Raw genomic sequence first — 23,010 nt, 5'->3', positions numbered from 1 at the left:
TCTTCTTTACTGCCTGGCTGCCGCGGTTTCACCGCGCGGCCTTCCCACCCGCTTACATATGACCCGTTTTGCGCTGCTTGCCGGCGTAGCGGTGGCCTTGGCCGCCCTACCCCACTCCCTCACCCTAGCCCAGGCCAGCCGCGCGGCCGCAGCGGCCCAGCCCGCGCCCCCTACCCTGCCCGCCGTGCGGCAGGTGCGCTTCAAGGCCGACACGTTTAACATCCAGAAATACGGGGCCATGGCCGATGGGCAAACGCTGAATACGCAGGCGTTTCAGAAAGCCATTATGGCTTGTGCGCAGGCTGGCGGCGGCACGGTGCAGGTGCCGGCGGGACTGTGGCTCACGGGCCCCATCGTGCTGCAAAACAACGTGAACCTGCACCTGGCCACCGGCGCGCTCGTGCAATTCACCACCGACCACCTGCAATACCCGCTGGTAAAAACCTCCTGGGAGGGCGAGGACGCCATTCGGAGCCAAGCGCCGATTTCGGGGGTAGGGCTGACTAATATCGCCATCACGGGCAACGGCACTTTCGACGGGGCCGGCGACAGCTGGCGGCCCGTGAAAAAGAGCAAGCTCAACGAGGGCGAATGGAAAAAGCTGGTGGCCTCGGGCGGCGTGCTCAACGAGAAGAAGGACTCGTGGTATCCTTCGGCGGCCTCGCTCAAGGGCAATATGCTGGCGGCCGCCAACACCCCGCGCAAGAGCCTGAACCCAGCCGACTTCGACGACATTCGCGATTTCTTACGGCCTAACATGCTGAGCCTGACCGACTGCAAGCAGATTTTGCTCGAAGGCTTTACCATTCAGAACTCGCCGGCCTGGACCATTCACCCGCTGCTGTGCCAGGACCTGACCGTGCGCCGCGTGACTGCCCGCAACCCCTGGTACGGCCAGAACACCGACGCCATCGACGTGGAATCGTGCCGCAACGGCGTGCTCGACGACTGCGTGTTTAGCGTGGGCGACGACGGCCTGTGCATTAAGAGTGGCCGCGACGAGGAAGGCCGCAAGCGCGGCGTACCCACCGAGAACTTTCTCATCCAGAACTGCAAAGTGTACAGCGCCCACGGCGGCTTCGTGATTGGCTCCGAAATGTCGGGCGGCGTACGCAACCTGATTGTGCGCAACTGCACCTTCCAGGGCACCGACGTGGGCCTGCGCTTCAAGACGGCGCGCGGCCGCGGCGGCATGGTCGAAAACATCTGGGTCGATGGCATCACGATGACGGACATTGCCGGGCAGGCTATCTTGTTCGACATGTACTACATGGCCAAGGACCCCGTGCCGCAGGCCGGCGAGTCGGTAGCCCCGCCCGTTATTGCGGCCCAGCCGCTGAATGAGGGCACGCCGCAGTTCCAGCATTTTTACATCAAAAACGTGGTGTGCAAAGGGGCCGAAACCGCCATTCTGGTGCGCGGCCTGCCCGAGATGGCCATCAAGGATATCAGCCTTGAAAACATTGTGATTGAGTCACATAAAGGCTTGGTGTGCCAGGAGGCCGAAAACATTCGCCTCAAAAACGTGACCCTGCTCACCACCGATACCAAGCCGGTGATGGAGGTACAGAACAGCAAAAACATCAGCCTCGACGGCATCCGCTACGCCAGCGGGGCCGACCTGCTGCTACGCGTGAGCGGCGACCGCAGCCAGGAAATTCACCTCACCAATACCAATACCAAGCTGGCTAAAAAAGGGCTGGAATTGGGTGATAAGGTGAGCAAGAAAGTAGTGCAGGTAGCGGCGAAGTAAGGATAAAAAAGAACGCTATACAGAGCATAGCGAAGCATCTCGCGCGGTCGTCAGAATTACTAACCCAACTGGGTAGGCGAGATGCTTCGCTGCGCTCTGCATGACGTTCTTTCTGCTTTAGCGCAAACAGCCAACGACTTTCCCCATGAAATTCCCTACCCCCCTCTTTTCCGTCCTACTCGCCCTGCCGCTGCTGGCGCCGGCCCAGAACGCGCCGGCCGCCCTATCGCAGCGCATGGCCGATACGTTTATTGCCCAGCACCCCGACTCCATCGTGATTGGCAGCCGCAAAAGCGCCCGCTGGGACTACGAGCAGGGACTGATGCTGCGGGCGCTGGAGCGGGTGTGGGAGCGCACCGGCGACGGCCGCTACTTCACCTACATCCAAAAGGACGTGGACCAGTTTGTGCAGAAGGATGGCAGCATCCGAACGTATAAACCCGAAGAATATCAGCTCGATAACATTGCCACCGGGCCGGCGCTGCTGCTGCTGAGCCAGGTATCGCTGCCGAGCAATGGCAACGAGAAGTACCGGCTGGCCGCTGCCAACCTGCGCAAGCAGCTGGCCGACCAGCCCCGCACCAAGGAAGGCGGCTTCTGGCACAAGAAAACCTACCCCAACCAGATGTGGCTCGATGGCTTGTACATGGCCGAGCCCTTCTACGCGCAGTACAGCGTGCTGACGGGCGACGCGGCCGGCCTCGACGACGTGGCCAAGCAGTTTGCGCTCATCGAAAAGCACCTGCTTGACCCCAAAACCGGCCTGCTCCGCCACGGCTACGACGAGGCCCACGAGCAAAAATGGGCCGACAAGGCCACCGGGCAGTCGCCCCAGGCCTGGGACCGCGCCATTGGCTGGTACGCCATGGCTTTGGTAGATGTGCTCGATTATATGCCGGTTGGCAGCCCGCACCGCACCGAGCTGACAAAAGATTTGCAGCGCCTGGCGCCCGTGCTGGCCAAGTACCAGGATGCCAAAACCGGCACCTGGAGCCTCGTGATGGGCCAGGAAAGCCAAAAGGGCAACTACGCCGAAGCCTCAGGCAGTAGCATGTTTGTGTACGCGCTGGCCAAGGGCGTGCGCCTGGGCTACCTCGACAAGAAGTACGCCGCCGTGGCCCGCCGGGGCTACGATGGGATTATGAAGACCTTCATCAGCACCGAAAACGGCGCGCTGGCCATGAACGGCACCGTGAGCGTGGGCGGCCTGGGCGGCAATCCGTACCGCGACGGCTCGTTTCAATATTACTTGAGCGAGCCGCTGCGTAAGAACGATTTGAAGGGGGTAGGGCCGTTTATCCTGGCGAGCACGGAGATGGAAATCGCGCAGGAAAATGCCGCCGGCCAGGGCAAAACTGTAGGCCTCGACTACTACTTTAATCACGAGATTCGCAAAAACGCCTTTAATGGCCAGCCCGAGCAGTGGCACTACACCTGGGAGGAGCGCACGCACGGCGGCTTCTGGCTGTGGGGCAACCAGCTGCGCGAGCTGGGCGCCCGCACCGTGCCCATCCCTACCCCCCCCACGGCCGCCAGCCTCAAGGGGCTAAGCGTGTACGTGATAGTGGACCCCGACACCAAAAAGGAATCGCCGGCGCCCAACTACATCTCGGCCGCCGATGGGCAGGCCGTAACGGCCTGGGTGCGCGCCGGCGGCACGCTGGTGCTGCTGGCCAACGACACGGCCAACTGCGAAATCAAGCATTTCAACACGCTGGCCAAAAACTTCGGCGTGCAGTTCACCGACCAAAGCGTGAACATGGTGCAGGGCAGCCAGTTTGAGCAGGGCCGCGTGGACCTTAGCAGCGGCACGGCGGTATTCAAGCAGGCCAAGACGGCCTACGTCAAGGAGTTGGCAGTGCTGGCGGTGCAGAGCCCGGCCCAGCCGCTGGTGACGAATAACGGCAAGGTGATAATGGCCACGGCCACGCTGGGCAAGGGCCGCGTGTTCGTGCTCGGTGACCCCTGGCTCTATAACGAGTACACCGACGGGCGCAAGATTCCGGCCACTTTCGAGAATTTTCAGGCGGGTAAGGATTTGGGGAAGTGGCTGTTAAGATAATTATGAGTTATGAATTTGGGGTTGAATAGCATCCGGCGCGCTGAATTGGCTAGCTAACCCACGTTGCAGACCAGCTTGCTGCGGGGGAAAGTTTCAGCTGGAGGGCCCGCCTGGCCGGTCCGCCGGCGCGAGCCGGCCGACCGGTTATCGTTGACAGCTGCGGCCCACGCAACGACAACCGGTCGGCCGGCTCGCACCGGCGGACCGGGGAGCATGCCTCGCAACTTGGGTTAGCTAGAGGTAAGCTTTGTGCGTTAGAAGCTGAATAAAGCCCAGCGTACCGAAAGGCTACCCACGACCAACCTCATAACTTTTAACTCATAACTCAACACCTTATGTTGCTTATCCGCCACGGCCAGCCCGGCCACGAAAAACCCGGCATCGTGCTCGACGGCCAGCGCTACGACCTCAGCCCCTTTGGCGAAGACTACGACGAGCGCTTTTTTGCCAGCGATGGCCTGGGCCGCCTGGCCGCCTACATCGACGTGCAGCGCGAGCTGCTGCTGCCCGTGCCCGCCGCCGAGCGGCTGGGGCCGCCGGTAGCCCGGCCCTCCAAAATTGTGTGCGCGGGCCTCAACTACACCGACCACGCCCAGGAAATGGGCCTACCCCTGCCCACCGAGCCGGTTATCTTTTTGAAGGCAACTTCTTCGCTATCCGGGCCCAACGACGACATTATTTTGCCCAGAGGCTCGGAGAAAACCGATTGGGAGGCCGAGCTGGCGGTGGTTATTCGCAAGCGCGCCAGCTACGTGAGCGAAGCCGACGCTGCCCAGTACATTGCCGGCTACGTGCTGCTCAATGACGTGAGCGAGCGCGCCTACCAGCTGGAGCGCGGCGGCACCTGGGACAAGGGCAAGGGCTGCGACACCTTCGCGCCGCTCGGCCCTTGGCTCGCTACCCCCGACGAATTGCTCAACCCCGCCCGCCTTAAGCTCTGGCTCTCGGTGAACGGCGAAACGGTTCAGAATGGCAACACCGCCAACCTCATTTTCAGCGTGCCTTATCTAATCAGCTACGTCAGCCAGTTTATGACCCTGTTGCCGGGTGACATCCTCTCGACCGGCACGCCGGCCGGCGTGGGCAGTGGCCTCAAGCCTCCCCGCTACCTGGCTGCCGGCGACGTGGTGGAGCTGGGCATTGAGGGCCTGGGCACGTCGCGGCAGGTAGTGCGGGCCGCTGAATAATGTAAAACGGAGTGGTACTCCGTTTGTCGTTGAACGACTCGTTCGCTCGAAAACGGAGTACCACTCCGTTTTACCTACTTCCCTACCCCATGAAATTCCCGCTTTTTCTTGGCCTGCTGCTGGCCGCTACCACTGCCTGGGGCCAGGCGCACCGCGTGGTAGTGGCGCCTGATGGCAGCGGCGACTACCGCACCGTGCAGGCCGCCTTCGACGCCGTGCCCGCCAGCAATGCCGACTGGCTGACCATCGTCATCAAGCCCGGCACCTACAAGGAAAAGCTGACCTTGGCCAAGGAAAAGACCCACGTGCGGCTGCTGGGCGAAGACGCCGCCCGCACCATCCTCACCTTTGACGACTACAACCAGCGCATCGACCCGGCCACGGGCAAGAATATCGGCACCTCGGGCTCGGCCAGCGTCCACCTGTACGCCGACGACTTCACGGCCGAAAACATCACGTTTGAGAACTCGGCCGGGCCGGTGGGGCAGGCGGTGGCGGCCTGGGTGGGCGGCAACCGCAGCAGCTTCCGGCACTGCCGCTTCCTGGGCTTTCAGGATACACTCTACACGTTTGGCTACGGCAGCCACCAGCTCTACGACGACTGCTACATCGAGGGCACCGTCGATTTTATCTTCGGTAGCAGCACGGCGTGGTTTGAAAACTGCCACGTGGTGGGAAAAATAGGCGGCTTCTTCACCGCCGCCTCTACCCCCGATACCGTGCGCTACGGCTACGTGTTTCACCGCTGCCGCATCGACGGGCCGGCCCCGGCCAGCACTTTTTACCTGGGCCGCCCCTGGCGCCCCTACGCCAAAACGGTGTTTCTGGAGTGCCAGCTGGGCGCCCTCATCCGGCCCCAGGGCTGGGACGAGTGGGGCAAGGAAAGCAACAAGCAAACCGCCTACTACGCCGAGTATAAATCGAGCGGCCCCGGCGCCAACCCCGGCGCCCGCGCGCCCTGGACGCACCAGCTCACCAAGGCGGAAGCCAAGACTTATACCCAGACCACTGTGCTGCGCGGCTGGCAGCCCGGCAAGTAGCGCGCCCAACAGCATGAAATCCCTACCCCTGCTTTTGCTAGGCAGCAGCCTGCTGCCGCTGTCGGCCGCCGTGGCCCAGGCCTTGCCGGCGGCCCCTACCCCCCCGGCGGCGGCCAACGCGCTCGCAACGCCCCCGGCTCGCCCGGTGCCACCGCCCCAAAAGCTGCTGCTGACGGTGGCGCCGGATGGCACAGGCGACTACAAGACGATTCAGGAGGCGGTGCAGGCAGTGCGCGATTTATCACAGGTGACGGTTACCATCCGCCTGCGGCCCGGTACGTACCGCGAAAAACTGGTGGTGCCGGCCCACAAAATGCACGTTACGCTGGTGGGCGAGAATGCCGCGACCACCATCATTACGGGGGCCGACCACACCGGCGATGCGGCCGGCCACAACACCTACTCGTCGCAGACGGTGCTGGTGCAGGGCAACGACTTCACGGCCGAAAACATTACCTTCGAGAACGCCGCCGGCCCCGTAGGCCAAGCCGTGGCCCTGCACGTGGATGGCGACCGCGCCACCTTCCGCCACTGCCGGATGCTGGGCAACCAGGACACGCTGTTTCCGGCCGTGGAAAACAGCCGGCAGTATTACCAGGACTGCTACATCGAGGGCACGACGGACTTCATCTTCGGCATGGCCACGGCCGTGTTCGACCACTGCGAGATTCGCAGCAAGCGCGACTCCTACATTGCCGCCGCAGCCACCACCGAGCGGCAGGCCTACGGCTTTGTGTTCCGCGACTGCAAGCTCACCGCCGACTCGGCTGCGCATAAGGTATACCTGGGTCGGCCCTGGCGGCCCCACTCGCGCACGGTGTACCTGCGCTGCGAGCTAGGCGCGCACATCTTGCCCGCCGGCTGGGACAACTGGCGCGATGCCGCCAACGAGGCCACCGCCTACTACGCCGAGTACCAAAGCACGGGCCCCGGCGCAAACCTCGGCGCCCGCGTGAAGTGGAGCCACCAGCTCACGGCGAAAGAGGCCCGGCGCTACACACTCCAACATATCTTCGGCGGCGAAAGCGGCTGGGTGCCGCAGCAGTAAACGATGGCAGGCATTCAGGAACAAGCCTACAACCTATTCGCTGGCCACTTACAATTTGTTATGTCTCAGCCGCACAAGCAAATAGGCCACTAAGACGCTCGACATAGGAACAGCCCCGACCAATAGCGTAAGTATACTCGCGTTATTGGAGAAGGGGAGCGTACTAAGTAGAATACAGATTCCTGCCGTGGTAATAAGGTACACTGTAACCAATAGAGCCTTGACAGCATAAGGCAGCCTGACAGCGAGAATAATCACCAAGAATAAACCGATTGAGCCTATCAAGGTGAAGAACGGATATAGCACTTCTTCGCCGTGTGCGGCAGCCCAAGCAGGCAGCAACAGAAACAGGAGCGTTGGTCCTATGCGGCTGCTCATGGTGCTTCACGGCGGAAATTAGACTGAAATAACTTGTACTAATTCCCTACCCCTCCACCACCGGCCAGGCCGACGACTCGCGCACGACCATAACGGTCGGAATGGTGAGGGTAGCGGGTGGCGCGGCGCGGTGCTTGCGCTCAATGAGGTCGAGCAGGCGGCTCACGGCTTCCTGCCCGATTTCCTTGGCCGGCTGCATCACCGTACTCATCGAGGGCGAGAGCATATCGGCCACCGTGAGGTTGGTGAAGCCAATGAGCGACACGTCGTCGGGGATGGCGATGTGGCGCTGGCGCAGGGCGGCCAGGCAGCCCACCGCCAGGCGGTCGCTGGCCGTGAAGAAGGCATCGGGCGGGGGTGTGAGGGCCAGTAGCTCATCCACCAGCGGGCCCACTTCATCGGGCCCAAACGTGCCAAAGCGCACCAGATTCTCGTCGTAGGGCACCCCGTATTGCTCCAGGGCGGCGCGGTAGCCCGCCAGGCGCTCCTGCGTAATACTAAGCCAGGGCTGAATGGTGAGGTGCGCGATGCGGCGGCGGCCCGACTGCAACAGGTGCTCGGTAGCCCCAAAAGCTCCGGCAAAGTTGTCGGCCACCACGCGCGGCGTGTTCAGTTCAGCCGACACCCGGTCGAATTGCACAATGGGCGTGCCCTGCTGCTGCAATTCCTGCAGGTGGCTCACGTTGTTGGTTTCGCTGCTGAGCGAGATGAGCAGGCCATCGACGCGCCGGGCCAGCGCTTGGCGCAGATTGGCTACTTCGCGGTCGTAGGCTTCGTGGGTTTGGAAGATGAGCACATCGTAGCCACGCTGGTTGGCCACCTCCTCAATACCGTTGATGGCCTGCGAAAAGTAATAGTTGGCAATTTGCGGCACGATGACCCCAATGGCCTTGCTGCTGCTCCCCTTCAGGCTAAGCGCGATGGGATTGGGCCGGTAGTGTAGGCGCGCGGCGCACTCCATCACGAGCCGCTTGGTTTCGGGGTTGATTTCGTAGCTGTCTCGCAAAGCCCGCGACACCGTCGAAACGGAGATATTGAGCTCACGGGCAATGTCTTTGAGAGTGGCTGGTTCCAAGCTAATTTTCTTGTTAAAATACAATTATCTACGCCTATCGGGCAGCAGGCTTTCGTGGTTAAAGGTAAACGTTAAATTGCTGCAATAGCTAAATGAGCGCTTTAGCCCTACCGTGCTATGCAACATGGAATCGTTGCCGATAACGATTGCACAAATAAAAACGGTCCCTGGTAGCTAGCCCCAATGCTTTTGGGACTAAACTTCGACACTGCCAGTAGCCCCGGGGTTGCAGCAAAGCGCTTTTTCTTCTTTCTAAAATCCCACCCACCTGTTTTTTTCATGAATATTTCTTCCCGTTTCAGCTTGGCTGGCAAGCGCGCCCTCGTTACGGGTTCCGACCGCGGCATTGGGCAGGCCATCGCCCTGGGCCTGGCCGAGGCCGGGGCCGACATCATTGCCGTTTCGATGCACATGCCCGCCGGCGGCGAAACCGAGCAGGCGGTGCGGGCGTTGGGCCGCGAGTTTCGGGGCTATCAGGCCGATTTTGGCAAGCTCGACGAGCTGCAAGGCTTCATCAAGCAAGTGCAAGCCGATTTTCCGGTTATCGACATTCTGTTCAACAACGCGGGTATCATTCGCCGCGCCCCGGCCGCCGAGCATTCGGATGAGGACTGGGACGCCGTGCTCAGCATCAACCTCGACGCGCCCTTCCGGCTGGCCCGCGCCATCGGCGGCCAAATGCTGCAGCAGGGCTCGGGTAAAATCATTTTCACGGCCTCGCTGCTCACCTTCCAGGGCGGCATCAACGTGCCAAGCTATGCGGCCAGCAAAGGGGGGGTAGGGAGCCTGGTGAAGGCCCTGGCCAACGAGTGGGCCGGCCGCGGCATCAACGTGAATGCCATCGCCCCCGGCTACGTGGCCACCGACAACACCGCCGCCCTGCGCCAGGATGCCGAGCGCTCGGCCGCCATCCTAAGCCGCATTCCGGCCGGCCGCTGGGCCGAGCCCACCGACTACCAGGGCCCGGCCGTCTTCCTGGCTTCGGCCGCCAGCGACTACGTGCACGGCACCATCCTCACCGTCGACGGCGGCTGGATGGGCCGCTAGGTAGTGACTAACTATTAGTGACTAGCGACTACTAATGAATAGGTTATCCAATCTACCAAAAGCGGAAGTCGCGTAGCCAGCCTGCGCAGCAGGCGTATCTGCGTCATCCGTTAAATCTGTTAAATCTGCGATTTATGAACACTCGCTTTGCTATTGGTCCGCGTGAAACGGCCGGCTTGAATACGGCCGGCCTGCGCGAACATTTTTTGATTGAGAACATCTTCACGCCCGGCGCTATCGAGCTGACTTACACTCACTACGACCGCATGATAGTGGGCGGGGCCATGCCTACTGATAGCAGCCTGCCCCTACCCTGCCCCGACGGCCTGAAGGCCACCTACTTTCTGGAGCGCCGCGAGTTGGGCGCCCTCAACGTGGGCGGGCCGGGCACCATCGTAGTCGATGGAACCACCTACGAGCTGGGCACGCAGGATTGCCTTTATGTAGGCAAGGGTTGCCAGCAAGTGAGCTTCGAGAGCGCCGACGCGGCCAACCCGGCTAAGTTTTACCTGCTCTCAGCCCCGGCGCACAAGGAATACCCTACTGCCCGTCGCACTCAGGCCGAGGCCACGCCGGTGGAGATGGGCAGCCAGGAAACGGCCAATGCCCGCACCATCTACAAGTACATCTTCAACGAGGGCCTACCCTCCTGCCAGCTCGTGATGGGTCTCACCCAGCTCAAGCCCGGCTCGGTGTGGAACACCATGCCCAGCCACGTGCACGACCGCCGCATGGAAGCCTACCTCTACTTCAACCTGCCAGCCGGCCAGCGCGTGCTACACGTGCTGGGCGAACCCAGCGAAACGCGCCCGCTGTGGGTGAGCAACGAGCAGGCGATTCTCTCGCCGCCGTGGTCCATCCACACCGGCTGCGGCAGCGCGGCCTACGCCTTCATCTGGGGTATGGCCGGCGAAAACCTCGAATACACCGACATGGACGCCGTGGCTTTGGCCGACCTGCGCTAGCAATTCACTTTTTTTTCAATTTCCCACCCAACTGCTTCTAGCTGCTTTTCTTATGAAAAAATATCTTCTCATGCTTTGGCTCGTGCTTTGCGGCAGCATCGGCCTAGCGTTTGCCCAAAACCGAACCGTTACTGGCACCGTCAAAGGCTCGGACGGGGAAACTATACCCGGTGTAACGGTAGTGCTGAAGGGCACCACCATTGGCGCCTCCACCGCGGCCGACGGCACCTTCTCGCTAGCCGTACCGCAGGACAGCAAGTCGGCTACGTTACGCTTCAGCTTTATTGGCTACGTGAGCCAAGAAGTAGCCGTGGGCACCAAGACGACCATTAACGTAACCTTGACCTCGGATACGCAAAGCTTGGACGACGTGGTAGTTATCGGCTACCAGGAGGTTCGACGCGGCGACGTAACGGGCTCCGTGTCGTCGGTGAACGCGCAGCAGCTCAAGGATATACCGGTGAACTCGGCAGCCGAGGCCCTGACCGGCCGCCTGGCTGGCGTGCAGCTGACCTCCTCGGAGGGCACGCCCGGCAACACCAACGTGCAGGTACGTGTGCGCGGCGGCGGCTCCATCACGCAGGACAACTCACCGCTGTACGTGGTGGATGGCGTGCAGATTGAGAACGCGCTGTCGGTGATTGCCCCGCAGGACATTGCCTCGGTCGACGTACTGAAGGATGCCAGCTCGACGGCCATTTACGGCGCGCGCGGCGCCAACGGCGTTGTGATAATCACCACTAAGGGCGGCCGCAACGGGCGCACTTCGGTAACCTACAATGGCTTTGGCGGCTTCCGCCAGCTCAGCAAGAAGCTGCAGGTAATGGGCCCCGCCGACTACCTCAACTGGGAATACGAACGCGCCCAGCTCACGGGCACTGGCTCGGGCGGCCTCAGCACGTTCAAGAGCCTGTTTGGCTCTACCAACTTCAACGGCGATACGCTGAACCGCCTGCGGGCGGCGCCCTTGCAGGACTGGCAGGAGCAGGTGTTTGGCCGCAAGGCGTTTCAGCAAACGCACAACCTGACGGTGAGCGGCGGCAACCAAACCACCACCTTTGCCCTGAGCGTGACCCGCAACAACGAGGACGGCATCCAGCTGGGGTCGAGCTACGTGCGCAACCTGGTCAATTTCCGCCTCGACACCAAGGCCAGCGACCGCTTCCGGCTGGGCTTCAACGCCCGCGTGAACGACCAGGCCAACTTTGGCGCGGGCACCGGCGCGGCGCTGGGCACCTCTACCACCGGCCAAACGGCCAACACCGGCTCGAGCGTGACCTCGCGCCTGCGCAACACCATTCAGTACCAGCCCTTCACCTCGCCTACCCTCTCCGGCGACCCCACGGCCAACTTCGACCCCGACTTCTTTACGTACTCCAGCCTGGTAAACCCCGTGCTGGCCAACAACAACGAGTATCGGGGTGACAAGCGCCGCACTTTTAACATGAGTGCCACGGCGGCCTTCAATATCACGCCGTCGCTGGTGTTTCGCTCGGTGGGCGGCTTCGACTTCACCTACGCCGACCTGAGCACCTTCAACGGACTGTACTCGCCCACTATCCGGCAGGCGGCCGGCGGCTACCAGAACCTGCCGTTTGCGAGCATCACCACGGGCATCACGACCACCTATAACAACTCGAACGTGCTCGACTACACGTTTAAGAAAGAGAAGCACACGCTGAACGCGCTGCTGGGGCAGGAAACCTACCAGCAGCGCAGCACCCAACAGTTTACGCAGGTAAACTTCCTACCCGCCGACATCACCGCCGAGCGGGCCCTGGCCAATATCAACCAGGCCGTGCTGCCAGTCGGCACGGTGGCCCAACCGGTGCTGCCGAGCACCGCTATTCCGGTCGACTACCGCCTGCTGTCGGGCTTCGGCCGCCTCAACTATTCTTACGACGACAAGTACCTGCTCACGGCCTCGGCCCGCCTCGATGGCTCGTCGAAGTTTGCCCCTGGCAACCGCTCGCGGGTTTTCCCCGGCATATCGGCCGCGTGGCGCATTTCACGCGAGAATTTTTTCGGCGACCTCACCAAGAAGGTGTCGGACCTGAAGCTGCGCCTGAGCTACGGCCAGGCGGGTAACAACCGTATCAACGATTTCCTCTACACTCAGCTCTCGCAGGCGGGCAACGCTTCCTACGTGCTCAACCACGTGACCATTCCGGCCACGTCGTTTGCCAACTTCTACAACCCCGACCTCAAATGGGAAGTGACTACTACCCGCAACGTGGGCATTGATGTGGGCCTGTTCAACAACCGAGTGCAATTCACGGCTGACGCCTACTACAACACCACCAACGACTTGCTCGTGAACGTGTCGATTCCGGGCTTCACGGGCTACACCACGCAGCTGCGCAACATCGGCTCGACCTCGAATAAAGGCCTGGAGCTGCAGCTGAGTGGCACGGTAGTACAAACCGAAAGCTTTACTTGGTCGGCCTCGGCCAACGCCTCGTTTAACCGCAACCGCATTGAGGCACTGGGCGGCGCCAACGAAATCCAGAGCATTCAGTCGGGCTGGGCAGGCTCGGCCCTGTCGGGCTCCGACTACGTGGCCCGCGTGGGCGGCCCGGTAGGCCTGATGTACGGCTACGTGACCAAAGGATTCTACACCATCGACGACTTCGAGAACTACAACTACGCCACCCGCACGGGCGTGCTGAAGGCCGGCATAGCCAGCGACGCCAGCATTACGGGCGTGCCGGTGAGCCTGGGCACTATTAAGCTGCAGGACACCAACGGCGACGGCACCGTGACGGAAACCGACAAGACGGTAATCGGCAATGCCAACCCCAAGATGACCGGCGGCCTCAACCAGCAGTTTGCCTACAAGGGCTTCGACGCCAGCGTATTCGTGAACTTCGTACTGGGCAATGACATCTACAACGCCAACAAGATTGAGTTTACGACCAGCACGGCCAACACGGCCTACGCCAACCTACTGAGCGACATGAACGGCCGGGTGCGCAACATCGACGAGAACGGAGCCCTCATCGCCGACGCGGCCACCTTCAATCGGGTGAATGCCAACGCCACCATCTGGAGCCCGGTGCGCGGCAACTACTTCCTGCACTCCTACGCCGTGGAAAGCGGCTCGTTTCTGCGCCTCAACAACATCACCTTCGGCTATTCGCTGCCCAAGGCGCTCATCAACCGGGCCAAGCTGCAGCAGCTGCGCTTCTACGTGACGCTCAACAACCTGGCAACTCTCACCGGCTACTCGGGCTACGACCCCGAGGTGAACACCCGCCGCGGCACCCCGCTTACGCCGGGCGTCGACTACGCGGCCTACCCCCGCAGCCGCGCCTTCTTGTTTGGCGTGAACCTAGGCCTGTAAGTTATCAGCTGTTAGCTGAGAGCTACTAGCTGTTAGCTTTTCTTCTATTTCGGCTTCATCTCAAAGGCTAACAGCTAACAGCTTTTAGCTAACCGCTTAGAAATCTTCCCACCCGACTTTTTAGCTAGTATCTGGCTTATGAAATTTTTCACTTCTTCCCGGACCTTAGCGGCTACGATGCTGCTGGCTGGCACCGCTGGGCTGGTATCGTCCTGCAAAAACTATCTCGACGTAGAGCCGCTGGCGCTCAGCAACACCGACGCCACGTTTAGCACCGTGAGCGGAGCCACCAGCGCCGTGCTGGGGGCTTACGACCCCCTCTCGGGCGACAACACCTACGGCACGCGCCTGAGCATGTATTTCCCCGTCGATACCGATGAGCTCATTGGCTCGTCGGGCACCTACGACACGGGCCGCCGGGGCATTGCCCGCTACAAGGCTTACGCCAGCAATACGGAGGTTATCAACCCCTGGAACAACCTCTACCAGGGGGTAGAGCGGTCCAATATCTGCATCAAGTTTATCCCGCAGATGGCCTTGTACACCAGTGGGGCGAGCGCCGACACGGCCGCCCTACACCGCCTCTACGGCGAGTCGCTGACCCTGCGGGCACAGTACTACTACGAGCTGATTCGCAACTGGGGCGACGTGCCAGTGCAGTTTGCTCCCAGCACGCCGGGCCAGGATTTTAACTTGCCTAACGCTGACCGCAACCAGACCCTGACCCGCCTAATTGCCGACCTGGGCATGGCCGAAAAGCTGGTACCCTACCGCACGGGTGCTGGCGCCACCAACGAGCGCATCACCAAGGGTGCTGTGAAGGCCCTGCGCGCCCGCCTATGCCTGCAGCGCGGCGGCTACTCGCTGCAAGGCAACACCATGACCCGCGCTACCGACTACCTCGACTACTACAAGATAGCCCGCCAGGAGTGCCTGGAGCTGATGGCCCGCCGCAGTGAGCACACGCTCAACCCGAGCTTCTCGGACCTGTGGCTAGGGGTGAACCAGCAGCGCCACGACAACTATAACGAGATTCTGTTTGAGGTAGGTATGGCCGGCTCGACGGCCGTCGGCGACTCGAAACTGGGCTACTACAACGGCCCGCGCCTGAACGCCTCGACCGTGTATGGCTCGACGCAGGGTGCCGTAAACATTGTGCCGACCTACTTCTACGCCTTCGACTCGACAGATGTGCGCCGTGATATTACGGTGGCACCCTACCAGATTCCGGCCAACAACAACCAGGCGGGCGTAGCGCTGAACACGATTTACGATGGCAAGTTTCGGCGCGACTGGCACACCCCAGCCCTGCCCGGCACCAACAACTACCTGGGCTACAACTGGCCGCTCATTCGCTTTGCCGACGTACTGCTGATGTTTGCCGAAACCGATAACGAGGTGAACGGCCCCACCACTGCCGCTCGCACAGCGCTGCTTGAAGTGCGCACCCGCGGCTTTAATGGCAACGCGGCTCGCGCCGCCCTGGGCGTGAACACTACCACCAAGGATGCCATGTTTACGACCATCGTGAACGAACGCCTGCTGGAGTTTGGCTCCGAAGGCGTGCGCAAGTATGACCTGCTGCGCTGGAACCTGCTGGCCGACCGCATAAACGCCGCCAAGGCCAACCTGGCCCTGATGCAGGCCGCCGCCGCGCCCTACCAGAACGTGCCGCAGTACCAGTTTTATAAAGTAGTGAATGGCCTAGTGCAGTGGCAACGCTCGTTCTACAAGCCGTCGCCGGCCGCTACCCCTACCGGCACTACCCGCGTGAACTGGCGCCAGAGCATCGACGCTACCTACGTGGCCAACCTGCAGCCCAGCGGTACCGCTGTGAAGGTGGGTACTACCACTGTGAACAGCACCGGCAGCGGCATGGCCGCCGAATACATCGCGGGCCAGGGCAAAGAACTGCTGCCCATTCCGCAGACTACCCTTGACACCGACCCCGCCCTTAAGCAAAACTCGGGCTACTAGTATTAATGACGAATGACTAGTGACAAATGACGAATAAACTAGTAGCGCTACATGGGCATCCTGGTTTAGCCTCGGATTTTGCTACTAGTCATTCCTCTTGAATCGCTGTCATTGGTCACTAGTCATTCGTAACTAGTCATTATCACTCATGCCTATTCTATCCGAAGAATTAGTACGCAACGGGGCCGCCGCGCCTGGCGTGTCCCTACCCCCCCCTGCCCTGCTAAGCCTGCCCGAAAAAGTACTACAGTTTGGTACGGGCGTGCTGCTGCGCGGCCTGCCCGACTTCCTCATTGACCAGGCCAACCGCCAGGGCATTTTTAATGGTCGGGTGGTGGTGGTGAAAAGCACCGATGGCGGCGACGCCACCGCGTTTGCCCGCCAGGACAACCTGTACACAGTGTGCGTGCGCGGCGTGGAAGACGGCCAGTCCGTCAGCCAGAACGTGGTGTGCGCCGGCATCAGCCGGGTGCTGTCGGCCAAAAGCCAGTGGGCCGAGGTATTGCAAGTAGCCACCAGCCCCGAGCTGCAAATCGTACTGTCGAATACGACGGAGGTAGGCATTGTGCTCGACGAAACCGACGATGTGCGCGCCACGCCGCCGCGCTCGTTTCCGGGCAAGCTGCTGGCCGTGCTGCTGGCGCGCTACCAGGCCTTTGCTGGCGCGGCCGACAAAGGCTTGGTTATCGTGCCTACCGAGCTTATTCCCGAAAACGGCACCAAACTGCGTAACATTCTACGCGAGCTGGCCGAGAACCAGGTACCCGACGCCGGCTTCCTGCACTGGCTCGAGACGGCCAATACCATTTGCAACTCCTTGGTAGACCGCATTGTGCCGGGCGCACCCGCCGCCGCGGCCGCCGCCGACCTGGCCCAGGAGCTGGGCTACGACGACGAGCTGCTGACCATGTCGGAAGTGTACCGGCTGTGGGCCATTGAGGGCGACGAGCGCGTGAAGGCCATACTGAGCTTTGAGCAGGCCGACGCGGGCATTATCGTGCAGCCTGACATCAACCAGTTCAGAGAACTGAAGCTGCGCCTGCTCAACGGGACCCACTCGCTGGCCTGCGGGCTGGCCGTGCTGGCAGACGTGCCCACCGTGCGCGAGGCGATGGAAGACGACCACCTGCTCACGTACATCCGCAACCTGATGCTGGCCGATTTGCTGCCCGGCATTCCCTACCCCCTCGATGAGAAGGTAGGCCAGCGCTTTGGCATGCAGGTGCTCGACCGCTTCCGCAACCCCGCCGTGGAGCACCGCTGGCTGGCCATCACGCTCAACTACTCGGCCAAGCTGCAGATGCGCGTGGTGCCCGATTTGCAGCACTATTACCACCGCTTCGGGGCCGTGCCGCAGTACGTAGCGCTGGGCTTTGCGGCCTACCTGCTCTTTATGCGCGGCGTGCGGCAAGAAGGGAACAAGTGGTACGGTGAGGCCCAGGGCCAGGAATACCTGATTCAGGACGAGCAGGCGGGCTACTTTGCCGACTTGTGGGCGCACCAATCGGCCACTAGCCTAGTGCAGATTGTGCTTAGCAACCACACGCTGTGGAATACCGACCTCACGGCCCTACCCGGCTTTACGGCGGCCGTAACGCGCTACCTGGGGCAGCTGCAATTGAAAGGCGCGGCCGCTACCTTAGCGGCCATGCTGAATAAAAACCAGCGCGCGGCGGTTTAATATCAATGAGCAATGAACCGTGAACAATTGCCGGCGGCCGCCTCACGGTGGGGTAGGCACTCATCAGTTTATCACCTACGTGACTGTTCATTGCTTATTACTATTGCTAACTACTTATGAAGCATCTAGTTGCTAAAATTCACCCCGCTGATAATGTGCTCGTCGCCCTCACCGACCTGCCCATCGGCACGCCCGTAACCTGGGATGGGGTAACCGTGACGACCACCGAGAAGATACCGGCCAAGCACAAGCTGGTCCTGCAAGCCTTGCAGCCCGGCGACGAAGTGACCATGTACGGGGTGCTGGTGGGCAAAATGGCGTCGCCCGTGGGCCAGGGCGGCCTGCTCACCACCGCCAATATCAAACACGCTACCGACGCGTACCAGGAAGGGCAACACCCGCATAGCTGGGCCCAGCCCGACGTGAGCCAGTTTACGGGCCGCACCTTCATGGGCTTTCACCGGCCCGATGGGCGGGTAGGCACCGCTAATTATTGGTTGGTTATCCCGTTGGTTTTCTGCGAGAACCGCAACATCCAGGTGCTTGAAGAAGCCCTGGTGAACGACCTCGGCTACGCCCGCCGCAAGAGCTACCAGCCCCAGACTCAGGCGCTGCTGGAGCTGATGCAGGCCGGCAAGTCGGTGGAAGAAATTCTGGCCACCGACCTGCACTCGGCCGAAATCAGCCACCAAAAAGTAAAGCCGTTTCCGAACGTAGACGGCATCCGGTTTTTGCAGCACGAGGGCGGCTGCGGCGGCATCCGGCAGGATGCCCAGACGCTGTGCGGCCTGCTGGCCGGCTACATTACGCACCCCAACGTGGCCGGCGCCACGGTGCTTAGCCTGGGCTGCCAGAATGCGCAGGTGAGCATGCTGCAGGACGAAATCAACAAGCGCGACCCCCACTTCAGCAAGCCGCTGTTTGTGCTGGAGCAGCAGAAAATCGGCACCGAGGAAGCCCTCGTGAGCACAGCCCTGCGCCAGACCTTCGCCGGCCTCATGCAGGCCAACCAGCAGCAGCGCCAGCCCGCGCCGCTGAGCAAGCTCACCATCGGCCTCGAATGCGGGGGTAGCGATGGCTTCTCGGGCATTTCGGCCAACCCGGCCGTGGGCCACGTGTCGGACCTGCTGGTGGCGCTTGGCGGCTCGGTCATTCTGGCCGAGTTTCCGGAACTGTGCGGCGTGGAGCAGGAAATCGTGAATCGCTCGGTGGACCACGAAACGGCCCAGCGCTTCACCTCGCTCATGAAAGCCTACGGCGACAGCGCGGTGGCCGTGGGCTCGGGCTTCGACATGAACCCCTCGCCCGGCAACATCCGCGACGGCCTCATCACCGACGCCATGAAATCGGCGGGCGCGGCCCGCAAGGGTGGCTCGTCGCCGGTAGTGGCCGTGCTCGACTACCCCGAGCTGGTAACCCAGCCCGGCCTCAACCTGCTCTGCACGCCCGGCAACGACGTGGAAAGCACCACCGCCGAAGTGGGCTCGGGTGCCAACGTGGTGCTCTTCACCACTGGCCTGGGCACGCCCACCGGCAACCCCATCGCGCCGGTCGTTAAAATCAGCTCCAACACCAAGCTGGCCGAGCGTATGCCCGACATCATCGACGTGAACACGGGTACCGTCATCGACGGCGAAGAAACCATTGAGCAGGCCGGCGAACGCATTCTCAACTACGTTATTGAAGTAGCCAGCGGCCGCGAAGTAAGCGCCGTGCGCCACGGCCAAACCGATTTTATCCCGTGGAAGCGCGGGGTTTCTCTGTAACAAGAAAAGCAAAAAGAACGTCATGCTGAGCCTGTCGAAGCATCTCTACCGCTCCGGTCGCGGGTCGTTCACCGAAGCGGTAGAGATGCTTCGACAAGCGGACGCCAGATAAGCATGACGTTCTTTTTGCTCACTGTTGATTACTAATTGACTATGACTCCTTTCCTCTCCGACGACTTTCTGCTGCAGTCGGCCACGGCGCGCCAGCTCTACCATTTTCACGCCGCGCCGCAGCCCATTATTGACTACCACTGCCACCTGCCGCCTGACCAGATTGCCCAGAACCGGCAGTTTGAGAACATCACCCAAATCTGGCTCTATGGCGACCACTACAAGTGGCGCGCCATGCGGGCCAACGGCGTGAATGAGCGCTTCGTGACCGGCGACGCCTCGGACTGGGAGAAGTTTGAGAAGTGGGCCGAAACGGTGCCTTACACCGTGCGCAACCCGCTCTACCACTGGACGCACCTGGAGCTGCGCCGCTACTTTGGCGTTACCGAGCTGCTGAACAAGACGAGCGCCCGCCGCATCTACGACCGGTGCAACGAGCTGCTGCAAACGCCCGAATACGCGGTGCAGGGCCTGCTGCGCAAGATGAACGTGGTAACCGTGTGCACCACCGACGACCCGGCCGACTCGCTGGAGCACCACCTGGCGCTAGCCGCCACCGACTTTGGTACGCGCATCCTGCCCACCTTCCGTCCCGACAAGGCTATGACGCCCGAGGCGCCCGACTACAACCAGTACCTCGACCGGCTGGGCGCCGCGGCGGGGGTAGGGATTCAAACCTACGCCGACTTGCAGGCGGCCCTGCGCCAGCGGCACGACTTCTTCGCTGCGCAGGGGGGTAGGCTCTCCGACCACGGCTTGGAAAAGCTCTACGCCGCCGACTATACGGAGGAAGAGGTAGTTGCCATCTTCACCAAAGCCCGCGCCGGGCAGGTGCTGAGCGCGCCCGAAGTAGAAAAGTTTAAGTCGGCCATGCTGATTTTCCTGGCCGAGCTGGACTGGGAAAAGGGCTGGACGCAGCAGTTTCACCTGGGTGCGCTACGCAATAACAACACCCGCGCCCTGCGCCAGCTTGGCCCCGATACGGGCTGGGACTCGATTGGCGATTTTGAGCAGGGTAGGGCGCTATCGCGCTTCCTCGACCGGCTTGACAACCAGGACAAGCTGGCCAAAACGGTGCTTTACAACCTTAATCCCGCCGATAACGACTTGTTTGCTACCATGATTGGCAACTTTCAGGATGGCTCGGTAGCCGGCAAGATGCAGTTTGGCTCGGGCTGGTGGTTCCTGGACCAGAAGGACGGCATGGAAAAGCAGCTCAACGCGCTCAGCAACATGGGCTTGCTGAGTCGCTTCGTGGGCATGCTCACCGACTCGCGTAGCTTCCTGTCGTTTCCGCGCCACGAGTATTTCCGGCGCATCTTGTGCAACCTGCTGGGCCGCGACGTCGAGAATGGCGAGCTACCCGCCGAGGAGCTGCCCTGGCTGGGCGAGCTGGTGGAGAAAATCAGCTACGGCAATGCCCGCGACTACTTCGGCTTCGATGCGGCCGCCGCGCCGGTGAGTGCGGGAGAGTTGGTAGCTAACTAGCTGTTTGCTTTGCCCCTACCCTACCAAGTAGCCGGCTGCGAAGCCCATTACCGGTATCGTTTGCGTTAAAAAAGTGGAGTAAACTGTGTTTTTCCAGCACCTTAACGGCCTACCTTTCAAGTCCTATTCCCGTGGTTAGCGCCCGGCTTAGCCTAGTAGCAAGGGCCGGGCGCTAGCTAATTTTCCCTCCCTAATGAAGCAAGTCGTCACCTTCGGTGAAGTAATGATGCGGCTCTCGCCACCGCTGAATTACCGGCTGCCGCAGACCGCTACCCTCGAAGTAACCTACGGCGGCGGCGACGCCAACGTAGCCGCCGCCCTTGCCCAAATGGGCGTGCCGGCCGCCCACGTTTCGGCCTTCCCGGCCAATGAGCTGGGCCACGCGGCCGCCAACCACCTGCGCCGCTACGGCGTCGACACGAGCCATTGCCTGTTTACCGAAGGCCATCGGCTGGGGCTGTACTTTCTGGAAGTGGGCGCTTCGCTACGGCCCAGCCGCATTGTGTATGACCGCGCCGATTCGGCCTTTGCCTACCTCGACCCGGCCGCTTTCAATTGGGATGAGATTCTGAAAGATGCCGGCTGGCTGCATTGGACGGGCATCACGCCCGCCATTTCGGCCGCCGCCGCCCAAGCCACATCCGATGCCATTGTGGCCGCGCGCCGGCTGGGCCTCACCGTATCGGCCGACGTGAACTACCGCCGCAACCTGTGGCAGTACGGCCAGAAGGCGCAGGATGTAATGCCTAACCTTGTGGCGGGCTGCGATATCGTGGTGTGCACCGAGGGTGATGCTGACGACCTGTTTGGCATTAAAGCCGAGGCCAATTCGGACAACGGCTTTATCTCGATGAGCCAGCAGCTAACCCAGCGCTTCCCCCACATCAAGCGCGTGATTGCTACCCGCCGCCAGACGCAGAGCGCCTCGCACGAGCGCATTTGCGGCCTGCTGTGGGACCAGGGCGAGTTTTTTGAAACGCCATTCTACGACATTTCGCCGGTGGTGGACCGCATCGGCGGCGGCGACTCGTTCATCTCGGGCTTCATCTACGGCTCCAATACCTATGAGAGCCGCGAGCAAGCCTTATCCTTTGCTACCATCGCTTCGGCGCTGAAACACACTATCCACGGTGACATCAACCTGGTGACGCCCGCCGAAGTCGAGCACCTCATGCAGGGCAACCTCACAGGGCGCTTATTGCGCTAATTTTTTTACTTGTCATTGCGAACCTGCGAAGCAATCGCACCCGCATGACACCCAGGCGCCTAGTTCTGATGCGATTGCTTCGCAGGCTCGCAACGACAGACGAACGCAAAAGACCAGAATTTTACCTATGCTTTCTTCTTCCGACGTTATCACCCGTACGCTAGCCGCGCCACTGGTGCCGGTTTTTTACCACGCCGATGCGGCGTATGCCCAGTCCATGGTGCGGGCTTGCTACGCCGGGGGCATCCGGGTATTTGAGTTTACCAACCGCGGTGCCAATGCGTTCGAAGTATTTCAGGAGCTGGCTAAATTGACCGAGAGCGAATGCCCCGACCTGGTGCTGGGCATCGGCACCATCTACACAGCCGCCGATGCCGAGCGCTTCATCGCGGCCGGCGCGGCCTTCGTGGTGCAGCCCGTGACCACCGCCGACGTAGCTGCCGCCTGCCAGCGCCACGACGTGGCCTGGCTGCCCGGCGCCCTCACCCCCAATGAGATACACGCGGCCACGCAGCTCGGCGCGCAAATCGTGAAGATATTCCCTGGCAACTTCGTGGGGGCCGACTACATCAAGTCCTTGCGCGGCCCCATGCCCACTACCAAGCTCATGGTGACGGGCGGCGTCGAGCCCACCGAAGCCAGCCTGACCGAGTGGTTTGGCGCGGGCGTGAACGTGGTGGGCATTGGCTCGCAGCTTTTTAAGGGGGTAGGCGACCCGGCCGCTATTACGGCCCGCGTAGCTCCGCTGATGACGTTTTTGTCTACTAGGAAGAAGTAAACAGAACGTCATGCTCATCTGGCGTCCGCTTGGCGAAGCATCTCGCGTGCAGTAGTAATTCAATCGTGAGGACGAGACGGGCAAGATGCTTCGGCAAGCTCAGC

Annotated in this window: 15 protein-coding genes; 14 read left to right on the top strand and 1 reads right to left on the bottom strand. The window is 61.5% G+C overall.

The features are described from left to right. The first annotated feature begins 58 nt into the window (after nucleotides 1-58). The 5 genes from E4631_RS06755 to E4631_RS06735 all read left to right on the top strand — a co-directional run bounded on the left by E4631_RS06755 (nucleotide 59) and on the right by E4631_RS06735 (nucleotide 7,090). Nucleotides 59-1,753, top strand: a complete 1,695-nt coding sequence (locus E4631_RS06755; protein WP_133658786.1) for a glycoside hydrolase family 28 protein — start codon at nucleotides 59-61, stop codon at nucleotides 1,751-1,753. A gap of 145 nt (nucleotides 1,754-1,898) precedes the next feature. After that, nucleotides 1,899-3,815 (top strand): DUF4350 domain-containing protein, encoded by a 1,917-nt coding sequence (locus E4631_RS06750; protein WP_133658787.1) that lies wholly within the window; start codon nucleotides 1,899-1,901, stop codon nucleotides 3,813-3,815. 335 nt (nucleotides 3,816-4,150) lie between these two features. Beyond that, nucleotides 4,151-5,002: a fumarylacetoacetate hydrolase family protein gene (locus tag E4631_RS06745; RefSeq protein WP_133657561.1), complete on the top strand. Its 852-nt coding sequence runs from the start codon at nucleotides 4,151-4,153 to the stop codon at nucleotides 5,000-5,002. An 89-nt stretch (nucleotides 5,003-5,091) separates the two neighbouring features. Further along, entirely contained in the window at nucleotides 5,092-6,042 is a 951-nt protein-coding gene (locus tag E4631_RS06740; protein ID WP_133657562.1) for a pectinesterase family protein, read from the top strand. A 13-nt stretch (nucleotides 6,043-6,055) separates the two neighbouring features. After that, complete coding sequence (locus E4631_RS06735) at nucleotides 6,056-7,090, top strand: pectinesterase family protein (protein ID WP_133657563.1); 1,035 nt, start codon at nucleotides 6,056-6,058, stop codon at nucleotides 7,088-7,090. A 424-nt stretch (nucleotides 7,091-7,514) separates the two neighbouring features. Here E4631_RS06735 and E4631_RS06730 read toward each other — a convergent pair whose 3' ends face one another. Continuing rightward, on the bottom strand, nucleotides 7,515-8,543 hold the full coding sequence (locus E4631_RS06730) for a LacI family DNA-binding transcriptional regulator (RefSeq protein WP_133657564.1): 1,029 nt from the start codon (nucleotides 8,541-8,543) through the stop codon (nucleotides 7,515-7,517). A gap of 279 nt (nucleotides 8,544-8,822) precedes the next feature. Between E4631_RS06730 and E4631_RS06725 the strand changes: the two genes are divergently transcribed. The 9 genes from E4631_RS06725 (at nucleotide 8,823) to E4631_RS06685 (ending at nucleotide 22,906) form a co-directional block, all read left to right on the top strand. Further along, the gene (locus E4631_RS06725; RefSeq protein WP_302476326.1) at nucleotides 8,823-9,590 is read left to right on the top strand and encodes an SDR family oxidoreductase; all 768 of its coding nucleotides are present in this window, start codon (nucleotides 8,823-8,825) and stop codon (nucleotides 9,588-9,590) included. A gap of 134 nt (nucleotides 9,591-9,724) precedes the next feature. Further along, nucleotides 9,725-10,555 carry a 5-dehydro-4-deoxy-D-glucuronate isomerase gene (gene kduI, locus E4631_RS06720; protein ID WP_133657565.1) on the top strand — a complete coding sequence of 277 codons (831 nt, stop codon included), beginning with the start codon at nucleotides 9,725-9,727 and terminating at the stop codon, nucleotides 10,553-10,555. A 52-nt stretch (nucleotides 10,556-10,607) separates the two neighbouring features. After that, nucleotides 10,608-13,898 carry a TonB-dependent receptor gene (locus E4631_RS06715; RefSeq protein ID WP_133657566.1) on the top strand — a complete coding sequence of 1,097 codons (3,291 nt, stop codon included), beginning with the start codon at nucleotides 10,608-10,610 and terminating at the stop codon, nucleotides 13,896-13,898. 138 nt (nucleotides 13,899-14,036) lie between these two features. Then, nucleotides 14,037-15,875 carry a RagB/SusD family nutrient uptake outer membrane protein gene (locus tag E4631_RS06710; protein ID WP_133657567.1) on the top strand — a complete coding sequence of 613 codons (1,839 nt, stop codon included), beginning with the start codon at nucleotides 14,037-14,039 and terminating at the stop codon, nucleotides 15,873-15,875. 148 nt (nucleotides 15,876-16,023) lie between these two features. Beyond that, complete coding sequence (locus E4631_RS06705) at nucleotides 16,024-17,556, top strand: tagaturonate reductase (RefSeq protein ID WP_133657568.1); 1,533 nt, start codon at nucleotides 16,024-16,026, stop codon at nucleotides 17,554-17,556. Between the two features lie 116 nt (nucleotides 17,557-17,672). Then, on the top strand, nucleotides 17,673-19,322 hold the full coding sequence (locus E4631_RS06700; protein WP_133657569.1) for a UxaA family hydrolase: 1,650 nt from the start codon (nucleotides 17,673-17,675) through the stop codon (nucleotides 19,320-19,322). A 153-nt stretch (nucleotides 19,323-19,475) separates the two neighbouring features. Further along, nucleotides 19,476-20,921 (top strand): glucuronate isomerase, encoded by a 1,446-nt coding sequence (gene uxaC, locus E4631_RS06695; RefSeq protein ID WP_133657570.1) that lies wholly within the window; start codon nucleotides 19,476-19,478, stop codon nucleotides 20,919-20,921. A gap of 193 nt (nucleotides 20,922-21,114) precedes the next feature. Then, a complete protein-coding gene (locus E4631_RS06690; RefSeq protein ID WP_133657571.1) occupies nucleotides 21,115-22,128 on the top strand; it encodes a sugar kinase in 1,014 nt (337 codons plus the stop codon). Nucleotides 22,129-22,255: 127 nt separating this feature from the next. Further along, on the top strand, nucleotides 22,256-22,906 hold the full coding sequence (locus tag E4631_RS06685) for a bifunctional 4-hydroxy-2-oxoglutarate aldolase/2-dehydro-3-deoxy-phosphogluconate aldolase (RefSeq protein ID WP_133657572.1): 651 nt from the start codon (nucleotides 22,256-22,258) through the stop codon (nucleotides 22,904-22,906). Nucleotides 22,907-23,010: the final 104 nt, after the last annotated feature.

The sequence above is a fragment of the Hymenobacter sp. UV11 genome, from assembly GCF_004684095.1.
GTDB lineage: Bacteria > Bacteroidota > Bacteroidia > Cytophagales > Hymenobacteraceae > Hymenobacter.
The sequence above is the reverse complement of the archived record's forward strand: the minus strand, read 5'-3'. Positions and strand labels throughout refer to the sequence as shown.